The sequence below is a fragment of the Mesorhizobium sp. B2-8-1 genome (assembly GCF_006440955.1).
Lineage (GTDB): Bacteria > Pseudomonadota > Alphaproteobacteria > Rhizobiales > Rhizobiaceae > Mesorhizobium.
This window is the reverse complement of the sequence record NZ_VFTX01000007.1, coordinates 36,672-57,158: the sequence shown is the minus strand read 5'-3', so window position 1 is coordinate 57,158 and position 20,487 is coordinate 36,672. Positions and strand designations below refer to the sequence as shown.

General features: G+C 63.5%; 18 protein-coding genes and 1 pseudogene. 10 read left to right on the top strand and 9 right to left on the bottom strand.

What is annotated here, in order from left to right; genetic code table 11:
* Positions 1–10: 10 nt before the first annotated feature.
* Positions 11–253, top strand: coding sequence for a hypothetical protein (locus FJ428_RS19015; RefSeq protein ID WP_140498529.1), 243 nt, complete (start codon positions 11–13; stop codon positions 251–253).
* Between the two features lie 239 nt (positions 254–492).
* Positions 493–936, top strand: a complete 444-nt coding sequence (locus FJ428_RS19010) for a response regulator (RefSeq protein WP_140498530.1) — start codon at positions 493–495, stop codon at positions 934–936.
* A gap of 15 nt (positions 937–951) precedes the next feature.
* Here FJ428_RS19010 and FJ428_RS19005 read toward each other — a convergent pair whose 3' ends face one another.
* Positions 952–1,662, bottom strand: coding sequence for an HAD family hydrolase (locus FJ428_RS19005; protein ID WP_140498531.1), 711 nt, complete (start codon positions 1,660–1,662; stop codon positions 952–954).
* A 141-nt stretch (positions 1,663–1,803) separates the two neighbouring features.
* Here FJ428_RS19005 and FJ428_RS19000 point away from each other — a divergent pair, with 141 nt between their 5' ends.
* The 4 genes from FJ428_RS19000 (at position 1,804) to FJ428_RS18985 (ending at position 6,037) form a co-directional block, all read left to right on the top strand.
* A complete protein-coding gene (locus FJ428_RS19000; RefSeq protein WP_181165364.1) occupies positions 1,804–3,240 on the top strand; it encodes a glutamine synthetase family protein in 1,437 nt (478 codons plus the stop codon).
* A 30-nt stretch (positions 3,241–3,270) separates the two neighbouring features.
* Positions 3,271–3,639, top strand: coding sequence for a four helix bundle protein (locus tag FJ428_RS18995; protein WP_140561378.1), 369 nt, complete (start codon positions 3,271–3,273; stop codon positions 3,637–3,639).
* Between the two features lie 38 nt (positions 3,640–3,677).
* Positions 3,678–4,964: an FAD-binding oxidoreductase gene (locus tag FJ428_RS18990; protein WP_140650834.1), complete on the top strand. Its 1,287-nt coding sequence runs from the start codon at positions 3,678–3,680 to the stop codon at positions 4,962–4,964.
* A gap of 224 nt (positions 4,965–5,188) precedes the next feature.
* Complete coding sequence (locus FJ428_RS18985; RefSeq protein ID WP_224519102.1) at positions 5,189–6,037, top strand: SH3 domain-containing protein; 849 nt, start codon at positions 5,189–5,191, stop codon at positions 6,035–6,037.
* A 67-nt stretch (positions 6,038–6,104) separates the two neighbouring features.
* On the opposite strand, the gene FJ428_RS18980 is transcribed toward FJ428_RS18985, so the two are convergent.
* Positions 6,105–6,851, bottom strand: a complete 747-nt coding sequence (locus FJ428_RS18980) for an SDR family oxidoreductase (RefSeq protein WP_140513390.1) — start codon at positions 6,849–6,851, stop codon at positions 6,105–6,107.
* Between the two features lie 313 nt (positions 6,852–7,164).
* Here FJ428_RS18980 and zwf point away from each other — a divergent pair, with 313 nt between their 5' ends.
* The 3 genes from zwf to edd all read left to right on the top strand — a co-directional run bounded on the left by zwf (position 7,165) and on the right by edd (position 11,252).
* The gene (gene zwf, locus FJ428_RS18975) at positions 7,165–8,637 is read left to right on the top strand and encodes a glucose-6-phosphate dehydrogenase (RefSeq protein ID WP_140501096.1); all 1,473 of its coding nucleotides are present in this window, start codon (positions 7,165–7,167) and stop codon (positions 8,635–8,637) included.
* Positions 8,619–9,335, top strand: a complete 717-nt coding sequence (gene pgl / locus FJ428_RS18970) for a 6-phosphogluconolactonase (protein ID WP_140501094.1) — start codon at positions 8,619–8,621, stop codon at positions 9,333–9,335. The genes zwf and pgl overlap by 19 nt, the downstream gene beginning before the upstream one ends.
* Before the next feature lie 72 nt (positions 9,336–9,407).
* Positions 9,408–11,252, top strand: coding sequence for a phosphogluconate dehydratase (gene edd / locus FJ428_RS18965; protein ID WP_140525577.1), 1,845 nt, complete (start codon positions 9,408–9,410; stop codon positions 11,250–11,252).
* A 326-nt stretch (positions 11,253–11,578) separates the two neighbouring features.
* Here edd and FJ428_RS18960 read toward each other — a convergent pair whose 3' ends face one another.
* The 7 genes and pseudogenes from FJ428_RS18960 to FJ428_RS18930 form a co-directional block, all read right to left on the bottom strand.
* Entirely contained in the window at positions 11,579–11,857 is a 279-nt protein-coding gene (locus FJ428_RS18960; RefSeq protein ID WP_140501090.1) for a helix-turn-helix domain-containing protein, read from the bottom strand.
* A complete protein-coding gene (locus tag FJ428_RS18955) occupies positions 11,826–12,101 on the bottom strand; it encodes a BrnT family toxin (RefSeq protein WP_140501088.1) in 276 nt (91 codons plus the stop codon). The genes FJ428_RS18960 and FJ428_RS18955 overlap by 32 nt, the downstream gene beginning before the upstream one ends.
* Positions 12,013–12,388 (bottom strand): annotated as a pseudogene (locus FJ428_RS30675) (hypothetical protein); the annotation flags it as partial. The gene FJ428_RS18955 and the pseudogene FJ428_RS30675, both read right to left, overlap by 89 nt.
* A gap of 40 nt (positions 12,389–12,428) precedes the next feature.
* Positions 12,429–14,108 (bottom strand): VWA domain-containing protein, encoded by a 1,680-nt coding sequence (locus FJ428_RS18945; RefSeq protein ID WP_140513380.1) that lies wholly within the window; start codon positions 14,106–14,108, stop codon positions 12,429–12,431.
* Positions 14,109–14,197: 89 nt separating this feature from the next.
* Entirely contained in the window at positions 14,198–15,160 is a 963-nt protein-coding gene (locus FJ428_RS18940; RefSeq protein WP_140501084.1) for a GlxA family transcriptional regulator, read from the bottom strand.
* A gap of 55 nt (positions 15,161–15,215) precedes the next feature.
* Positions 15,216–16,115: a bifunctional methylenetetrahydrofolate dehydrogenase/methenyltetrahydrofolate cyclohydrolase FolD gene (gene folD / locus FJ428_RS18935; protein WP_140501082.1), complete on the bottom strand. Its 900-nt coding sequence runs from the start codon at positions 16,113–16,115 to the stop codon at positions 15,216–15,218.
* A gap of 240 nt (positions 16,116–16,355) precedes the next feature.
* Entirely contained in the window at positions 16,356–18,950 is a 2,595-nt protein-coding gene (locus FJ428_RS18930) for a GumC family protein (protein ID WP_140525576.1), read from the bottom strand.
* Positions 18,951–19,149: 199 nt separating this feature from the next.
* Between FJ428_RS18930 and FJ428_RS18925 the strand changes: the two genes are divergently transcribed.
* Positions 19,150–20,445, top strand: coding sequence for a lipopolysaccharide biosynthesis protein (locus tag FJ428_RS18925; protein WP_140525575.1), 1,296 nt, complete (start codon positions 19,150–19,152; stop codon positions 20,443–20,445).
* Positions 20,446–20,487: the final 42 nt, after the last annotated feature.

Here is a 20,487-nt window from a genome sequence, read left to right as displayed (position 1 = left end):
GAGAAGACCAATGGCATCGATAAGCCGCGTCAAGGAACGGGCCGAAGAGCAGTCGACCACGATGAGCATCGACCAGCAAGCGACGATCCGCATGCTGGCCAACGATCTGCACCGGCTCAACCAGTCGGTGATGAAGGCGGTGGAAGCCGGCGTCTCGGTCGAGCTGGTGCGCTCGGCACGACACCATGGCGGCGACGGCAATTGGGGGGACCTGTTGATCCCGGTCATCGTCACGCAGCAAAGCCATGGCTGATCGAAGATCGCGCAGGCCCGCCTCTCACCTGCGCCGTGTATGCGCAGGTGAATTTTATTTTCATGCAACCAAGGAATGGACAGAGCAGTACAGTACTGTTGCTTGAATTGACTGCTGCGGGAATGCTTTCCCCAGCTTTTTATTTCGGCTTGACAGGGACCGCGATCTCACGCCAATTGTCGCCTGATTTCAACTCTGCATTGAAATGGGACGAGTTTCTTGGCTGACTTGGGTGCCCAGTGAAGCGTGACGACGAAAGCGCGAGACATCCGAATCTGGTGAGCCGGGATTCAGCCACGGAGACGATCCGTCAGACCTCGCAGGTGCTCGTTGTCGGCAAGTCGCCGATCAATCGGGTGGTGATTTCCAAGATCGTCGAGCGGTCCGGGCTCAAGCCGATCTCGGAATCACCCGACATGGCGGCGAAGACCTTGCGCTTGCTGGTCCTGGCCGTGATTGTCCTGGACGGCGGCGCCGATAACAGGGACTGCGACACTCTGATGCCCGGCATCGAGATGTTGCGGCGGGCTTCGGGTAAATCGCTCCCGCCCGTGGTACTGCTTTCAACCAAGAACGGCACGCCGGAGAGCCTTGGCCTTTCAAACGTCGTCGACGCGGTGGTGGCCAAACCGATTACGCCCGAGCGCTTGCAGCCGGTGATTGATCGGCTGGTCAACCGCTGAAGGCGGCAAGCAAGCCTATCCGGCGAGGCTTTCGATCAGTTCGGGCAGTTGTCCGAGATCGGAGATCTGCCGGAAGCGCGGTTCGGCAATGGGCGCTTCGACATGTTCAAGCACCCAGGTCAATTCATGCGGCACATGAACGCCCCAGCCGCCGGCCTCGATGGCCGGCACCACATCGGACTTCAGCGAATTGCCGACCATCATGCTCCTGGCCGGGCCGTCGCCATGGCGACTGAAAACGCGCGCATAAGTAGCCGCGTTCTTGTCGCTGACGATCTCGATCGCGTCGAACAGATCGCCGAGGCCGGACCCGGCCAGCTTGCGTTCCTGGTCGAACAAATCACCCTTGGTGATCAGCACGAGGCGATAGGCGCCGGCGAGCCGTTCCACCGTCTCGCGCGCATGCGGCAAGACCTCGATCGGGTGGCTCAGCATCTCGCGGCCGGCGCCGAGGATCTCCGATATGACCGAAGCCGGGACGCGGGCTTGCGTGACCTCGATCGCCGTCTCGATCATCGACAGCGTGAAGCCCTTGATGCCGAAACCGTAGACGGCAAGATTGCGTCTCTCCGCCTCCAGCAGCCGTGCCGAGATATGTTCCTCTTCGCCGTGATCGGCAAGCATGGCGGCAAAGCGCTTCTCGGTCATGCGGAAGAACTGTTCGTTCTGCCACAGCGTATCGTCGGCATCGAAGCCTATGGTGGTCAGTTCGCCGGTCTTCTGCATCGACGCCTTCTCGTGTGTGAACGAGGCTGAACCTAATCTCGCAGCCGCGATTTTCAACCGCAACGGCCAATGCCGGCTGCTCCCCTTCCCTTCGGTCGCCGGGCACAGCTATACTCCTAAATCCGCAACCCAATCTGGTGAATGATGCCGCCTGCAAAAAAGGAAGTCCGTCCGTCGAACCGCGGAGGGCGCGCCCGCACGCCTGCCTTCGTGAAAAACCTGCGTGGTGTGAAGAACTGGAAGGAAGTCAGCGAATGGCTGGAATGGCGCGGCATCGAAGACATCGAATGCATTACACCTGACCAGGCCGGCGTTGCCCGCGGCAAGATGATGCCGTCAAAGAAATTCACCTCCAACACCTCGCTGGCGCTGCCTTCAGCCGTATTCATGACCACCATCTCAGGCGGCTATCCCGAAGACGGCAACGGCTTCCATTATCCGGAGGACGACGGCGACCTCAAGCTCATGCCGGACCTGTCGACGCTGACGGTGGTGCCTTGGGAGGAAGACCCGACGGCGGCCGTCATCTGCGACCTCGTCCACCAGGACGGCCGTTCGGTGGAATTCACGCCGCGCAACGTGTTGAAGCGTGTTCTGGCCGCCTATGACAGGCGCGGGCTGAAACCGGTGGTGGCGCCCGAGATCGAATTCTATCTGGTGCGCAAAAACCCGGATCCGGATTACCCGCTGACGCCGCCCGTCGGCCGTTCGGGGCGGGCGATCGGCGGCGGCGCCGGTTATTCGATCGCCGGCGTCAACGAGTTCGACGAGCTGATCGACGACATCTATCATTTTTCCGAAAGCCAGGGCCTGGAGATCGACACGCTCATCCATGAAGAGGGCGCCGGCCAGCTCGAGATCAATTTGCGCCACGGCGATCCCGTCGAACTCGCCGACCAGGTGTTCATGTTCAAGCGCACTATTCGCGAGGCGGCGCTGAAACACGAAATCTACGCCACCTTCATGGCCAAGCCGATCCAGGGTCAGCCGGGCTCCGCCATGCACATCCATCAGTCGATCATCGACAAGAAGACGGGCAAGAACATCTTCTCGGCCGAGGACGGCTCGGAAACCGAGGACTTCTTCCATTTCATCGGGGGCATGCAGAAGCATGTGCCGAACGCGCTGGTCATGTTTGCGCCCTACGTCAATTCCTACCGCCGGCTGACGCAGTCCGCCTCGGCTCCGGTCAACAACAAATGGGGCTACGATAATCGCACAACGGCATTCCGCGTGCCGCGCTCGGATCCGGCGGCGCGCCGCGTCGAAAACCGCATCCCCTCCTCCGACGCCAATCCCTATCTGGCAATGGCCGCTTCGCTCGCCTGCGGGCTGATCGGCATCACCAACAAGATCAAGGCCGAACCTCCGGTGCTGACCACCGCCAATGCCGACGAGATCGACCTGCCGCGTAGCCTGCTCGAAGCCGTCGACCTGTTCGAGGGCGACGAGGAACTCTGCGCGCTTTTGGGCAAGTCCTTCGCCGCGACCTATGCGGCGATCAAGCGGGCGGAATTCGAGACGTTCATGGAAGTGATCAGTCCTTGGGAGAGGGAGTATTTGTTGCTCAATGTGTAGGGGAGTAGGGGAGTAGGGGAGTAGGGATGAATGGCCGAAAAGACAGGCTCTTACAAGGACTTGCTTGTTTGGCAGCAGGCAATGGATCTTGCTGTGGCAGTTTACAGCTCCACAAAATCATGGCCCAAGGAGGAACTTTATGGATTGACCAGCCAAGTCCGCCGTTCCGCAAGCTCGGTGCCGGCAAATATAGCTGAGGGGTATGGTAGAGAAATTCGAGGATCCTACCAACAGTTTCTTCGCATCGCCCAGGGATCATTGAAGGAGCTGGAAACTCAACTTCTGATCGCTGAGCGGACTGGCATCGCCTCGCAGGCGGCGACAGCGTCGTTGTTGGCCAGCACCGAAAGTGTGGGGAAGCTCTTGCGGCTTTTGATCCGCAAATTGTCCCCGGAATAGCCTCCCCTACTCCCCTACTCCCCTACTCCGTGAGCATCATGCCCTACCAATCCCCGATCTCCCCCGGCCGTTCCTGGTACGAGGACACGGCCGGCCCGCGACCCGAGTATCCGGCGCTGGACGGTGACCGGAGCTGCGACGTCGTTATCGTCGGGGGCGGTTTCACCGGCTTGTCGGCGGCGGTGCATCTGGCCAAGGCGGGCACCAATGTGGTTTTGATCGAGGCGTATCGCTTCGGAGACGGCGCTTCCGGGCGCAATGGCGGCCAGCTCGGCACCGGGCAGCGCGCCTGGGCCGAGGAATTGGAGGCCGAGTACGGGTTTTCCCGCGCCAAGGCACTGTTCGACCTCGCCGAGGAGGCGAAGGCGCATCTGCTCGAATTCGCCGCCGCCAACCAGATCGATATCGACTACATGCCGGGCCAGCTCTCGGTTGCGCACAAGCCGCGCTATGTCGACGACTACAAGGCGCATGCCGAGATCATGGCCAGCCGCTTCTCCTATCCGCACATTTCGTTCATGGACGCGACGGAAACTGCGCAGCGGCTGGGCTCGACAGCCTATTTCGGCGGGACGCGCGACACCGGCACCGGCCATATCCATCCGATGAAACTGGTGATCGGCACGGCGCGGGCGGCGGCACAGGCCGGCGCACGATTGTTCGAAGCGACGCCGTCGACCGGCATTGTTTCGAGCGGCGGCACGGTGAAGGTTTCGACAGCCAGGGGGACGATCACAGCGCAGAAATGCCTGATCGCGGTCAATGCCTATGGCGGCACGCTCGAACCGGTGAGTGCCGCGCACATCATGCCGATCGGCTCGTTCATCGGCGCGACCGTGCCGCTTGGAGCGGATTCGAACGTGCTGCCGGGCGGCGAGGCCGTCGATGATTCCCGCTTCGTCGTGCGCTACTTCCGCAAGTCGAGGGATGGCCGGCTGCTGTTCGGCGGACGCGAGGTCTACGGCGTCAACGACCCCAAGGACATCCATGTCCATATCCGCCGCCAGATCGCGGAACTCTATCCCGCACTGAGGGACGTCGAAATCACGCATGGCTGGGGCGGCTATGTCGGCATCACGGTGCCGAGAAAGCCGTTCGTGCGCGAAGTCATGCCGAATGTGATCTCGGCCGGCGGCTATTCCGGCCACGGCGTCATGCTGTCGAACTTCTTCGGCAAGCTCTATGCCGAAACGGTAGCCGGCAACCGCGACCGGCTAAAGCTGATCGAGGATTTGAAGATTCCGCCGTTCCCCGGTGGCCGGCGCTTGCGCGCGCCGCTGCTTTTCCTGGCGCTCAACTGGTTCGCGTTGCGCGACAGGATTTAACAATTGTTGAGTAATATCATGGGGGCCGCGACATCCAAGCGTTGCAGAATCTTCAGCAATGGCGCACTGATGCCACAATCGCGGGCAAAAAGTGCAATCTCTAGGCGAATATAGACGGGGATTTTCTGCGGGCCCGCCCGCTGTTTGATTTGGGACCGGTGCGACCGACGCACGCATTGCGGTGTTTGATCGAAGAACATCGGCCCCTTATGGAGGTGGCAAGAGTGAGAGAGCCCTTCAGTTTCGGTGCTCCGGAACGTCGGCGCTTTGCCATGCAGTTCGGCTACGACATGCGCCCGTCATTCTGGCAGGAAGTCCGTTCGAACTCGCATCTGGTGATTGCCGCGGTCGGCACGGCCGCGCTGCTCGGCGTGGCCGCGGTGGCACTGTGGCTGGCGTTGCCGGCGAACGAGCGGCAAGCGGTTGCCAATCCAGAGCAAGCCATTCCGGCCGTTCCGGTGAAGACGACGAAGATCGCGCCAGCGGGGATCACGGCGGCCGCGGCGGCGGTGCCGCAAGCGGCGCGAAAGTCCGACCAGGTCTCGCCGACCGTGGCTGTCTCGGAAGCCGCCATTCCGGCGCTCGCGGCGAACGACCCGCGCTGGACCGCGTCCCAATCGAAGACCGCACCGGCTGCTTCCGGCCAGTCGGCGAGCAAGGCCGGGCAGACGCCTGACAAGCCGGCGGCGGCGGCATTCGCGCAACCCGCTGCCGACACCGGCGCCGCCACCGAGCTCGCCAAGGTCGCCGCACCGGCCCCGGCGGCGGGCAGCAGTCCCGATGGCGCGCAGACCGCCGCCATTCCGGCCGCGCAACCACAAGTAGCGTCGCAGCAATCTGCCGCGCAGCATGACGACAGCAAGGCCGAACCGCGCAAAGCGGCCGCGGCTGGCACCGGGCGCATCCTCAGGGCCGTGACTATGCGTAGCGGCCCGAAGAAGAATGCGGCCGCCATCGTCACGGTGCCCGCCAAGACCTCGGTGCAAGTGATGAGCTGCAAGCGTTGGTGCCAGATCGTCTACAACGGCAAGACAGGCTGGGTCTACAAAACCTACATCAAGACCGGCGCCTGACGCACCAGCGCCACGATTAAGGCAGGCACGGCCGAGCCGATCTTTGGCGCAGCGATGACGGTGTGCGTCAGATGCAGCGCCCGCCGTCGACCTCCAGCGCAACGCCAGTAATGAAGACGGCCTCGTCGGATGCCAGCCACAGTGCCGCATTGGCGATGTCGAGCGGGGTCGAAAGCCGACCGAGGGGGATCGAGGCGCGGAATTTCTCGCGGATTTCAGGTGTATCGGCGCCCATGAATTTTTCCAGCATGCCGGTCTCGCCGGCCACCGGACACAGGCAGTTGACGCGGATGTTCTTCGGCGCGAGTTCCACCGCCATCGACTTGGTGGCGGTGATCGCCCAGCCCTTGGAGGCGTTGTACCAGGTGAGGCCGGGCCGAGGGCGCAGGCCAGCGGTGGAGGCCGTGGTCAGGATGACGCCCCCGCCTTGCCGCTCCATGATCGGCACGACGGCAAGGGCAGCATGATAGATGGCCTTCATGTTGACCGATGTGATCAGGTCGAACGTCGCCTCGTCGACTTCGAGCATGTCGCCATTGCGATGGGTGAACCCGGCATTGTTGACCATGATGTCGATACGTCCGAAGGCGCTTTTGGCGGCATGGACCATCTCGTCGAATTCGGAGCGCTGCGAAACGTCGGTCTGGGTCCAGATCGCCGCCTCGCCGATCTCGCCGGCTACGCGTTCGGCGCCCTTGGCATTGAGGTCGGCCACGACGATCCTGGCGCCCTCCTCGGCGAAGCGACGGGCAATGCCCTCGCCGAAACCCGAAGCGGCCCCGGTGACGATGGCGACCTTGTCCTTCAGACGCATGTTTTTCCGCTCCCTGGGTTCATCGCGTGGCTTTTACCGTGGGCTGCCGGCATCATGGCCTGTGCCACGACAGGCAAAGCGCTGATTCTCCCTTAGCTTTCGTCACATTCACGTCCTATGCTGCAACTGCGAAGGCTTGGCGGAGTTGTCGTTTGCCGACAAGCCTTCGCTTGGTGCCAGTGTCAAGCGCACATCTGGACCGACGCAAATATGTAGCGATCGGTCGTCGATGTGACACCATGGCACTGGAAAATTTAAATCGATTAGAATATATCGGCCGCGTACTCGCGACCGGCGTCAAAGCGGATAGACCATGACCAGCCAGATCATCCCCGTCGACCCTTTCGACTTCATCATTTTCGGTGGCACCGGCGACCTGTCGGAACGCAAACTTCTTCCGTCGCTCTACTATCGCCAGCGCGACCATCAATTTTCCGAGCCAACCCGCATCATCGGCACGTCGCGTTCGAAGATGAGTGATGACGAATTTCGGGCTTTCGCCAAGCAGGCTATTTCCGACCACGTCAAGGCGGCCGATATCGATCCCAAGGAGCTCAAAACCTTCCTGGCGCGGCTTTCCTATGTCCCGGCCGATGCCACGAGCGGCGCGGGGTTCGACAGGCTGAAGAAGGCGATCGGCGACAGCGACTGCATCCGCGCCTTCTATCTGGCGGTGGCGCCGGCGCTGTTCGGCGACATCTCGCACAAGCTGAAAGAACACGATCTGATCACGCCGAATTCGCGCATCGTGCTGGAGAAACCGATCGGCCGCGACCTCGCTTCGGCGCAAACGCTCAACGATCTGGTCGGCGACGATTTCCACGAAAGCCAGATCTTCCGCATCGACCATTATCTCGGCAAGGAAACGGTGCAGAACCTGATGGCGCTGCGTTTTGCCAATGCGCTCTACGAGCCGCTGTGGAATTCCGCCCATATCGACCACGTGCAGATCACCGTCGCCGAGACCGTCGGCCTGGAAGATCGTGTCACCTATTACGACAAGGCCGGCGCGCTGCGCGACATGGTGCAGAACCATATGCTGCAACTGCTCTGCCTGGTGGCCATGGAAGCGCCATCGTCGATGGACGCCGACGCCGTGCGTGACGAGAAGCTGAAGGTGCTGCGCGCGCTCAAGCGCATCAACGGCAACGAGGCGCCGAAGCACACGGTGCGTGGACAATACCGCGCCGGCGCTTCCGCAGGCGGGCCGGTGAAAGGCTATGTCGAGGAGCTCGGCAAGGACAGCAACACCGAAACCTTCGTCGCGATCAAGGCCGAGATCGGCAACTGGCGCTGGGCAGGCGTTCCGTTCTACCTCAGGACCGGCAAGCGGCTGGCAACCCGGGTCTCGGAGATCGTCATCGAGTTCAAGCCGATCCCGCATTCGATCTTCGGCGGCGACAGCGCCGGGCCGATCTTCGCCAACCAGCTGGTCATCCGGCTGCAGCCCGACGAAGGCGTCAAACAATTCATCATGATCAAGGACCCGGGTCCGGGCGGCATGCGGCTGCGGCAGATTTCGCTCGACATGAGCTTCGCGCAGTCCTTCGACGGCCGCGCGCCGGACGCTTATGAACGGCTGATCATGGATGTCGTGCGCGGCAACCAGACGCTGTTCATGCGCCGCGACGAGGTCGAGGCCGCGTGGAGGTGGATCGACCCGATCCAGAACGCCTGGGAAAGCGCCAGGCAGGAGGCGCAGGGCTATACGGCGGGCACCTGGGGACCTTCGGCCTCGATAGCGCTGATCGAACGTGACGGGCGGACATGGCACGAGAGCAATTGAACAGCGCCAGCTACAACTGGAATGGCTTTTCCGACCGCGCGGAACTGGCGGCTGCGCTGGCCGGCCGCGTCGCCGACCGGCTGGCAAAGGCAATCGCGGCGCGCGGCACGGCGTTACTGGCCGTTTCCGGCGGCACGACGCCGGCAAAATTCTTTGCTGCCCTGTCGGGAATACCGATCGCCTGGGACAAGGTAACGGTGACGCTGATCGACGAGCGCTTCGTGCCGGCCTCCTCGCCGCGTTCCAATGCCGGACTGGTGGCCGCCAATCTGTTGCAGAACGCGGCTGCGGCGGCACGGTTCGTGCCGCTCTATCACGAAGCCGTCAGCATCGAGGATGCCGCGGCATCGGACAATGCGGCGCTCCAGTCCCTGCCCTGGCCGCTCGACGTCGCCGTGCTCGGCATGGGACCTGACGGCCATACCGCCTCATTCTTTCCCGACGCCGACGATCTGGCGAAATTGCTCGACCCGTCCTCGCACAGGATCGTGCTGCCGGTTCATGCGGCAAGCGCCGGCGAGCCGCGGCTGACCCTGTCGCTGGCGCGCATCGTCGATGCCGGCTTCCTGGCGCTGCACATAGAGGGCGAGGACAAACGCACCGCCTTCGACGGCGCGGTGGCACCCGGTCCGCGAAAGCCGATCCGCGCCGTGCTCGACGCCGCCCCCAGGCCTGTAGAGGTTTTCTGGGCACCCTAACTCTAGACTTATCTGGTCCCGGCAAACGGCGGGAGGATGTTTCCGGGACCTCGCTTGAAAGGACCGAACGCCATGACCGCAAGACGCGATATCGAAGCCATCACGGAGCGCATCCGCCAACGCTCCAAGCCGGGCCGCGAGCGCTATCTCGGCCGCATCGCCAGCGCATCGAACCAGACCGCCAACCGGGCGGTGCTGTCCTGCGGCAATCTTGCCCATGGCTTTGCCGTGTGCAGCCCCTCGGAGAAAGTGGCGCTGGGTGCCGACAAGGTGCCGAACCTCGGTATCATCACCTCCTACAACGACATGCTGTCGGCGCATCAGCCCTTCGAGACATTCCCGGCGCTGATCAAGGAAGCGGCGCGGGAGGCCGGCGGCATCGCCCAGGTTGCCGGCGGCGTGCCGGCGATGTGCGACGGTGTCACCCAGGGGCAGCCGGGCATGGAGCTTTCGCTGTTCTCGCGCGATGTCATCGCCATGGCGGCCGCGATCGGCCTGTCGCACAATATGTTCGACGCCGCCGTTTATCTGGGCGTCTGCGACAAGATCGTGCCCGGGCTGGTGATCGCGGCACTGACCTTCGGCCATCTGCCGGCGGTGTTCATTCCGGCCGGGCCGATGACGACAGGCCTGCCCAACGATGAAAAGGCCAGGGTTCGCCAGCTCTATGCCGAGGGCAAGGCAGGCCGCGCCGAACTGCTGGAAGCCGAGTCGAAGTCCTATCATGGACCGGGGACCTGCACCTTCTACGGCACGGCCAACTCCAACCAGATGTTGATGGAGATCATGGGCCTGCACACGCCAGGCGCTTCCTTCGTCAATCCGGGCACGCCGCTGCGAGATGCCTTGACCCGCGAGGCGACGAAGCGGGCCTTGGCGATCACCGCGCTTGGCAACGCCTATACGCCGGTCGGGCGGATGATCGACGAGCGTTCCATCGTCAACGGCGTGGTTGGCCTGCACGCGACCGGCGGCTCGACCAACCATACCATTCATCTGATCGCCATGGCCGCAGCCGCTGGGATCGCGCTGACCTGGCAGGATATTTCCGACCTCTCGGAAGCGGTGCCGCTCCTGGCGCGCGTCTATCCCAACGGGCTTGCGGATGTGAACCATTTCCATGCCGCCGGCGGGCTCGGCTTCCTCATTCGCGAGCTGCTCGACGAAGGCGTGCTGCATGAAGATGTGCAGACGGTATGGGGCGAAGGCCTGCGGCCCTACGCAGTCGAGGCAAAGCTCGGTGCCGACGGCAGCGTCGTGCGCGAAGCCGCCCCGCGCGCGAGTGGCGACGCGAAGGTCCTGGCGCCGTTCAAGAAAGCCTTTCAGCCGACGGGCGGCCTCAAAGTGCTGGCCGGCAATCTCGGCCATGCCGTCATCAAGACGTCCGCGGTGAAGCCGGAACGGCGCCTCATCGAAGCGCCGGCCAAAGTGTTCGACAGCCAGCAAGGGCTGAACGAAGCCTTCAAGGCCGGCACGCTCACCGGCGACTTCATCGCCGTCATCCGCTTCCAGGGGCCGAAGGCCAACGGCATGCCGGAACTGCACAAGCTGACCACCGTGCTCGGCATCCTGCAGGATCGCGGCCAGCGCGTCGCACTGGTCACGGACGGGCGCATGTCCGGCGCCTCCGGCAAGGTGCCGGCGGCGATCCATGTCACGCCGGAAGCGGTCGAGGACGGCCCGATCGCCAGGATCCACGACGGCGACATCATCCGGCTGGATGCGGATGCCGGCACGCTTGAAGTGCTGGTACCGGCAGCGGAATTCGCGCTGCGTCGGACGGCGGAAGCCGATCTCATCGGCAATGAGTTCGGCTTCGGCCGTGAGCTCTTCGCCGGGTTCCGTCAGCTGGTGGGTCGAGCCGACCATGGGGCCAGCGCGTTTGGAACCGACGCAGCGGAATTCGCACTGCAATGAAAAGGGACGGCTCCTGGCCGCCGTAGCTGAAATGTGGATTACTTGCTTGTCGCGGGGATCGTCGTCAAAGCCGGTTATTTTGTTGCGAAGATTAGGATTTCTGAGATCGGACGTGGCCGAAAGGGCAAAGCACAAGGCTTTCCGTAAATAACTCGCCCCACTGTGCTTCTCGAATGCAACTGCTCTCCGCTGGCGGCGTACGCTAGCTGTTCATGATTCCTCCGAATCACCACAAAATCTCAATTTTTCGTCAGCTCGCCATATGGGCAAATTCGCGAAGCTGCCGAAACTACGACATGCAAGCCGAAACTCCTCGGTGACGCCAGCTATGCGACGGCCTTCGCCACCATGTCCGGATGCTGACCGATCACGCGCACATAGGCGATAGCGAAATCCGGCGCGGTTGCCCGCGCCTGCTCCCAATCGCGTAGCGTGCCGACCGGAACCCGGAAGCGGCTGGCGAACTCGGACTGCGACAGGCCAAGCCCGGTCCTCGTCTTGCGGATCAGGCGGGCGCGCTGGCCCCGGTCCATCGCCCCAGCCGTCACGTCGAAGTCATCGGCGTCAGCCGGGTCAGCAGGTAGCGAGATATGCTCGTTCTTCACCCTTGTTGCTCCTTCTCACTGAGATGAAGCGGGGCTGTTCACCCCGCCAGACGAAGACGCCGGTGAACAGCTTCTCCCCGACGATGCCGACCACCTTGAACCGTTCCTCGCCGTCGATCTCTCGGATGGAGGGGATAATGAGATGGTTGTCGTCCTCAAAAATCCGATCGCCAAAGGCCAGCGGTAATTTGTGCTTTTCGCGATTCGCCGCATCCTTGGCAGAGTCGAACCTGTCCTGCGTCATGGGCTACAATCATACGGGATTTCCGTATAGATCGCAAATCCCTTTTCACTCGTGAAATGTCGAGGGTTTTAGGAGCGCGACAAACCCACAGAGGAAAGGCGCTTAAACCGCTCGGTATGGTAACTGGAGCCGCTGGGTAAACCTTCGCTCGGCCGGCTAAAGCGCCGGCGATTTCGGGCAGCACATTCATCGCATCTCGGCCATGGTCGAGCTTTCAGCACGGCCGGAATGTCGTAGGTGTCGTTGATTGACTTGACGGTCCGCCAATCGAGACCGGCCTGGTAGGCCGGCTCGTGGGCCGCCCCTTCTGTTGCTGACAACCAAACCCTACTGAACCGTGATCTCGGCCCGTTCGCCAGCCTTGACTGTCACCGGCATCTCCTTGTCATGACCCTCATCCGACATATGCCGGACGACGACATAATCGCCGGCGGGGATCGTCTGCTGCCAGTTGTCGCCGTAGTTGAAGCCGAGCGATTTGCGCTTGCCATCGATGTCCTTTTTCGACGAAAACACCTCAATCGAATAAGCGCCGGGCGCCGATATTGCGAGCACGCCCGCATCGAGCACGACCTTCACGTCCTGGCTGTCGCCGGGCTTGATGCTGAAAGGCTGCTCGACGACGGCGAGATCGAGCGTTGTCACCGCCACATAGTCGTCGGGCGGCAGCCAGAACTTGCTGTCGGCCCCATAGGAGTGCTCGACGCTGTCGCGGCTGCCGTCGATCTTCTTCTTCGCCTTGACGATCTCAAAGCCGATGGCCGAATTGTCGGCCTTCTCGCCGCCAGACGTATAGTAGGCATTGAGCATGGCCTGGCCGACGCCGACCACGACGTCCTTTTCTACGGTCTGCCCGGCGGCGAGCTGGATTGTTTCCGTCACCGTGCCGGCACCGATCTGCACCGTCACCTTCTGTTCGCCCGCCGGCACGATGGCCTGGGTGTCGCCGTAATGGGTGGTGCTGCCACCGGGATAGGCGAAATCGACGCGGGCTTCGCTGCTGATCTCGGCACCCTGGCTGGCATGCGGGTGAATGATCAATGTGCCGGCGTTCAGGATAAAGAGCGGTTTTTGGACCTGGCCGGCCTCGATCTTGACCTTCTGCTCGACCTTGGCTTCGTCGTCGCGCGCGACGACGATATAGTCGCCGGGATCGAGTTTGCCGCTATAGCTGCCATATTCGGTGGTGACGGACTCGCCGCGCGAGCCGTCGGGGTTGGCTTTGTAAATCTCCCAGGCATTGCCGTCGGTGATCGGCTCGCCGCCTTCGGCCATCACCACGGTCGGCTGGAAATTGAAAGCAGGCCTTGCAGGCTCCGGCGCAGGCGCTGGCGCTGGCGCCGGTTCGGTTGCCGGCGCCGGCGCGGGGGGCGGTGACGGCGCCGGTGCGGCGACGGTTTCGACCAAAGCTTGCCGCAGCGCCTTCTCGTCGGACGCCTGGATGTACTTGCCGCCGGTGTTGTCGGCGAGGCAAGCGATCTGCTTGCCTTCGTCGGCCGTAAGGCCAAAGCCGACAACGTCGGCTGTGAAATCGACGCCGGACGATTCGAGTTCCTTGCCAAGCGCGCAAGGATCGCCGCCACAGGTCTCGAGCCCGTCGGTGATGAGAATGACGGTCGCCTTGTCCTCGGTGTATTTCAGCGCTTCGGCCGCCTGCTTGACGGCTGATGTCAGCGGCGTCTTGCCGAGGAATTTCATGCTGTCGGCCGCGGCCGAAATCGCGCTCGCCGAGCCGGCCTGCGGCGGTACGATCAGCTGGATATCCTCGCAACTGCCTTTCTTGCGATGGCCATAGGCCATGAAACCGAGTTCATCGTCGGCGGGAACCGATTGCAGCACGCTTCTCAGCGACTCACGGGCGATTTCCAGCTTGGGCCTGCCGTCGATCTGCGCCCACATCGACCCTGAAGCGTCGAGGATGATGATGAGCTTGTTCGCGGCAAAGCCGAATGTCGTCATCGACAAAAGGAGAAACGCCGCAGCGACGCTCCGTGCAAGTCCCGCCATCAAAATCTCCTGAGTAGCCGCCCCGTCCGCCGGCTGAAGCTATTTGAGCCCACCCTGGGACACAAGCCCGGACGCGGCTCGTCCGCGGCTTAGTAGGTGGTGCGGCGCTCTTCGGAAGGCGGGCGGCCAAACTGCAGCCGGTAGCTCTGGGCAAAATAGGAATGCGAGGTGAAGCCGGTGGCGATCGCCACATCGAGGATCGGCATGTTGGTCTGGCGCAACAATTCGCGCGCCCGCTCCAACCGCAGCCGCATGTAGTAGCGGCCGGGCGTGACGTTGAGGTGGCGCAGGAACAAACGCTCCACCTGACGCACCGAAAGGCCGGCCGATTTGGCGAGCTGCACCGCCGAGAGCGGCTCGTCGAGATGGTCGGCCATCAGCTCGACGATGCGCCTGAGCTTCTCCGACTTGCCGGTGAGATCGCGCTCCGGCCCGACGCGCTGGCGGTCGCCGGCCGAGCGGATGCGCTCGTGCTGGAACTGGTTGGCGACGCCATTGGCGAGGTTCGAGCCGAAGTCGCCGCGCACGATCTCCAGCATCAGGTCGATCGAGGTGGTGCCGCCGGCGCAGGTGTAGCGCTTGCGGTCGATCTCGAAGACGTTGCCAGTGCAGTTGATGTCGGGAAAGCGCTCGACGAAGCCGGCGCGGTTCTCCCAATGGATGGTGCAGCGATAGCCGTCGAGCTGGCCGGCCTCGGCCAGCAAATAGGATCCGACCGACAGCGCGCCGAGCGCATTGCCGCGCCGGCCCCAGCTGCGCAGCGCCGCCAGAACCTTGCTCTTGCCGGGAAACTCCGTGGTCAGCCCGACCGAGACGAAGAGGATGTCGACCGGCGGAAGGTCGGCAACCGCATAGTCGATCTTGAGCGGCAAGCCGTTGGACGCCATCACCGGATCGCCATCGGCCGATACCGTCGTCCAGCCGTAGAAATCGCGGCCGAGCAGCCGGTTCGCCGAACGGAACGTGTCGATCGCGGCGGCCAGCGAGAACATGGAGAACTTGTCGACCAGCAGGAATGCGAATTGCCGGCCGCCTTGAACGGGATCATTCATGACCGGCCGTTCCAAGGGAATAGTTGGGTTCGGCAAAGCTGCTGCTTTCTGGTGGTCAGAAGGAGGGCCGTTTCAACCCGGCCGCAAGGTAGGCGGAGGCTAACGTATTGGCCATCAGCATGGCAATGGTCATCGGCCCGACGCCGCCGGGCACGGGCGTGATGGCGCCGGCGGCCTTCGCCGCTTCGGCATAGGCGACGTCGCCGACGAGGCGGGATTTGCCCTCCCCCTTCTCCGGGGCCGGGATGCGATTGATGCCGACGTCGATGACGGTTGCGCCGGGCTTCACCCAATCGCCCCTGATCATCTCCGGCCGGCCAACGGCGGCGACGAGAATGTCGGCGGTGCGGGCCAGCCCCGGCAGATCCTTCGTGCGGCTGTGCGCGATGGTGACGGTGCAATTGGCGGCGAGCAGGAGATTGGCCATCGGCTTGCCGACGATGTTGGAACGGCCGACGACGACGGCATTGAGGCCCGACAGATCCTTGCCGCGCACGCGCTCGATCAGGAGCATCGAGCCGGCGGGCGTGCAGGGAACGAAAGCGGTGTCGAGTTCGCCGGTGCCGAGCTTGCCGACATTGATGAAATGGAAGCCGTCGACATCCTTCTGCGGCGCGATCGCCTGGATGACCTTGCCGGCGTCGATGTGGGCGGGAAGCGGAAGCTGCACCAGGATGCCGTTGATGGCGGGATCGGCGTTGAGGTCGGCGATGATCTTGAGCAGCGCCTCCTGGGAGGTGTCCGCCGGCAGCGTGTGCTGGACCGAATGAAAGCCGCATTCCTTGGCGGTGCGGGATTTGGAGGCGACGTAGACCTGGCTCGCCGGATCCTCGCCGACGATAACCACGGCGAGGCCGGGCTGGATCTTGCCCTTGGCGACAAGCTCCGCGGTCAAGGTCTTCACCGTCCGCACCACGTCTTCGGCAACGCTTTTGCCGTCAATCACTTCGGCCATATGAATCACCCCTCGATACGTTCCGCCAAACCGGCCGCGTCTGAAAATGCGGCGCTTTGGATCCTTTTCTCAATCGTGTGCCGAAGCCTGCATGACCCGGCCAGCCGGGCTGCGTCTCCGGCAAGACACCGCGCGGCATTTTGACGAAAATTCGAACACGCAATCCCGTCAAAGCGCCGTCCGATGCCGTTTACGCGAAACCGGCCCGCTTTTGTTCGACACAGGAGACTATCTTGTGGCTCAGAAATAGCGGCGGCCGGCGCGGCTCTCGGTAAGCTCGCGAACAGCCTCGCGAAATTCGCGCAGGCTGGCGCGAATTTCCTCGATCGACGCCTGCTCGGCGCCCTTCTCGGCGGCGGCGGGCTGCTCCAGCGGCGCGGCGGGATAGGCCGACGGCTGAGCCGGAGCGGGTGCGGCCGGGTAGGGCATGGGCGCGCCATAGGGCGCCGCGGCCTGGGGATGGCCTGCCGCCGACCGCGTCTGCCAAGGCTGCATGTGCGGATAGACCAAGGGCTGCGCATAGGGATGGGACGAGGCCGGATACATCGCCTGCTGCGGCACCAGGGGCGACCGCAATGGCGGTCCCATGGGCCGCGTATAGCCGGCGTCCGCGTCTGGCTGAAAAGATGGCCGCGGATAGTCTGGAGCTGGCGGGCGATGTCCAAAGGCGGAATCCGGAGCCGGATAGTCGGGAAATGCCGGAGTGCTCGCCGGCCGGCCCTCTTCGGCGACAGCGGCCGATGCAGATGCACCGGGAAACGCATAGTCCTGCGCCTCGGTGCCGGGCTTGCGGGACACGGCTTTGCGCAGCCTCGACATCAGCAAGCCGATCCGGCTTGGACCCTCGGTGGCAGCGGCTCCGGGCTGCGCGGCAAGCGGCGGCACTGATGCTGGTGGCGGCGGCGGTGATTGCGGCGGCGATGCTTGCGGTATCGGCGGCGCCGGCGGAGGCGGCGCCCGGAATGCCTGGTCATCGAGCGGCGCCCGGCGCTCCTCTATCTTGCGGTCACGGCGGGATCGTGACCCGGCGGTCTCACGCAGGCTTTCATAGGCGCCGCGCATGGCGCCGAGACCGACGCCGGAGGCAAAGCCCAGCAGCAGGCCGGCAAGCGCCACCACGGCGCGCGACGGCCCGTTCGGCTCCAGCGGAATGGAGGCGGGCGAGATGACGCTCATATTGGCGGTGTTGATATTCTTCTGCTCGCCGGTCTCCTTGGCGCGCAGAAGATATTGCTCATAGACCGAGCGCTTGGCCGAGGCCTCGCGTTCCAGTTCGCGCATCGAGACAAGGTCGCTGTTGACGTCGCCGCTGCGCACCTTCATCTGCGCCAGGCGGGAAGCAAGGTCCTGTTCGAGCTGGACCGAGCGTTTCAGGTCAACCTGCAGCGACGACGCGATGCGGCTGAGTTCGGCGACGATGCGTTCGCGCGCGCCGGTGAGCTGGGCCTCGAGCGCCTGGCGCTCGGGATGGCGCGGTCCGAGCCGGACCGCTGCCCGATCAGCCTCCTGTTTGAGCGTTGCGTATTGCGAGCGCAGATCGCTCATGGAGTTGGAGTTGATCTCTTCAGGCAAGGTGCCGCTGAGCACCGAATTCACGTTGACCTGACGTGCCGAGGCCGCGCGGGCGTTCAGCTCCAGCGTGCGGGCGCGGGCAACGGAAAGCTGCTCGTTGAGCTTGAGCATCTGGTCGTCGCTGATCAGATGGCCCTGCGCGTCGACAAGATCATGGGTGGCCCTGAAATCCTCGACCTTGCGCTCGGCGGCTTCGACGCCCTTGCGCATCTCGTCGAGTTTCGCCGTCAGTTCGTTGTTGGCCCGGCCGGCAGTGTCGGACTGGATTTCACCCGAAGTCTGCAGGAAAACCTTCGTCATCGTTTCCGCGATGAGCGCCGATTTCTGGGCGTCCTGCGTGGTGACGCCGATGGTGATCACGGAGGTCTTGCCGCCGCGCTCGACCGAAACGCTCTCGGCCAGGTTGACGATGGCAAGGGAAAGGCGGCGGGATTGGTCGACACCGCCCGGTCCGTCCTGGCGCAACAGGATCGAGCGGATCAGCGACATGACGCCCAGGCCGCCATTGCCTTGGCCGTTGAACTCGGGGTCGTCGACCAGGTCGAGCTCCTGGACAACCTTGTTCAACACGGTGCCGGAGGTCAGCAACTTGATCTGGTTCTCGACGTTGACGAGCGCCGCGTCGGGCATGACCACCGCCTGGGTGAGATCGCGATCCGTAAGCTTCAGGTCGCGCGGGTCGACGATCAGTTCGGTGGTGGACTCGTATTTCTTCGGCGTCGACAGGGCAATCGCAACGCCGAGCGCCGCGCCCAGTACCGTCGTGGTGATGATCAGCGCTTTGGACCTGGCGACGCCGCGAACCACCTGCATCGGATCGATCAGGGGCTTCCATTGCTGGCTGTCGGCATCCTCGCCAGGAGATGTTCCCGCTTCGCTCGCGCTCAGCGGTTCGGATGTGCTGCGCGGGGAATCAACGCTCGAGGCGATCTCAGGAACCGTCTCTTCATACGGCATCGCCGAGTCCGAACCGCCGATACCGGCCCCATCGTGCGAACGCGAAATGCCGGCGGACGCCGGAGCCGGCTCGCCGCCCGGCTGCAAGCGTTGCGTTGCGGTGGATGCGGAAGGCGCCGGATTCATCTTCGCCTCGCGCTGCGAACGCGCCAGGCGATGACGTGTGGCGGCATCCTCGCGCCATGACGGATTTGCCCGATCCCCTAGCGAGACCAGCGATGCCTCGTCCTCACCGCGCACGGCTTGGCCAAGCGCCAGCAAGGATCGCTCGCGCCTCCAGTCCTCACGATTTTCCCTGTCGCCCATTGTCGCGGAGCTTACTTTCAGCCGCCAGACAGCGGCAGTCGGCCATTTGTTAAGCCACGCTAAACAAGCATAGAAAACAAAAGGTTAATTTTAGGCGGCCGAAAGCATTGCTTGATGCCGGCTGCTTGGAATTTCAGCAGATGCAGGAAGATTTCAGAAGGGCACGTTAAACTTTGCCGCCTATGCCTTTCCCTGACCTATGACTGAGGCCAGCGACATACCGCAGAGGCGGCCCCTCGCCCGGATCGGCACCTTCGTGGCCGAAAGACGGGGGATGGTTCGCGACTATTTTTCAGCGATCAGCGGCGCCGGCGGGCGGCTGGTGTTTTCACTCGCCTACTTCATCGCCTTGGCCAATACGCTTTCCATCGCCGAGTTCGGCATGTTCGCCACCGCCTCGGCCGCCGGAGTGATGCTGTCGCGGCTTCTGGCCTTCGGCTTCATCTCGGCACTCTACCGCACCGCCACCATCCGCCCCAACCTGATTGGCACCTTCACCGCAGGCTTCCTGCTGCTGGGCATCGTCTCGTTGCCGCTGCTCGCTGCGGCCTCCTACATCGTCTACCTGATCTTCTTTGCCAGCACCGTGCCGCTGCCGGTGTTCGCGGCAATCGTCTTTGCCGAGGCGCTTCTGTGGCGGCCGGTGGAGGTGGCGCTGATCGTCAACAACGGTCTCGGCAAATTCGGCCGTGCCGCCGTGCTGGCGATCCTGGCGACGGCGTTGCGGGCGGCCGGCGCGGTGCTGTTCATGTTCTGGGCGCAACACAGCGTCTGGGTGTGGTCCTGGTTCTATATCGGCGCGAACGCGGCCTCGCTGCTGGTCGCGTTCGGCCTCTTCTATCCGCGCCAGCGGCTGCGGCTGCGCGGCGAGCTCTATCTCAGGCGGCTCGCCGATTCGATCTACGTCGCCGGCGCCGAGGTGTTGTTCTACCTGCAGATGGAGTTCGACAAGCTTCTGGTGCTGGCGATCGGCGGGCCGCACCTGGCCGGCATCTATGCCATCATCATGCGGCTGGTCGACCTGACGGCGATCCCGATCCGCACCTTCTCCATGATGCTGGTGCAGCGCATGATGCGTGCCCCGGAGCTCTTGTCACGGCTGGCGGTCAAGAGCGGCATCGAAGGCGGCGTGTTCGCGGTCTCGACGCTGGCGCTGCTGGTGCTTGCCGTGGTGCTGCATTTCTTCCCCGGGGCGCTCGGCAAGAACGTCTCGGAGGCCGCTCCCCTTGTGGCGCTTGCGATCGGCGTTCCGGGACTGCGCAATCTGGTCGAATACCAGGCGGAGCTTCTGTTCGCGCGCGGCCAGACGCTGGTGCGGGCGATCAATCTCGGCCTGCTCGCCGCTCTCAAGGCGCTGCTGCTGACCTATGTGCTGGTAACCATTGCCGACACATCGAACCTGGTGCTGTCGCTCAACGTCGTCTTCCTGCTGCTCTATCTCGCGTCGATGCTGCTGACCTATTCGGCGCTACGCAAGCCGGCGAAGGCGATCTGATCCTTCATCCGGGCAGTCTTTCCGAGAACCGGTTCGCTTTTC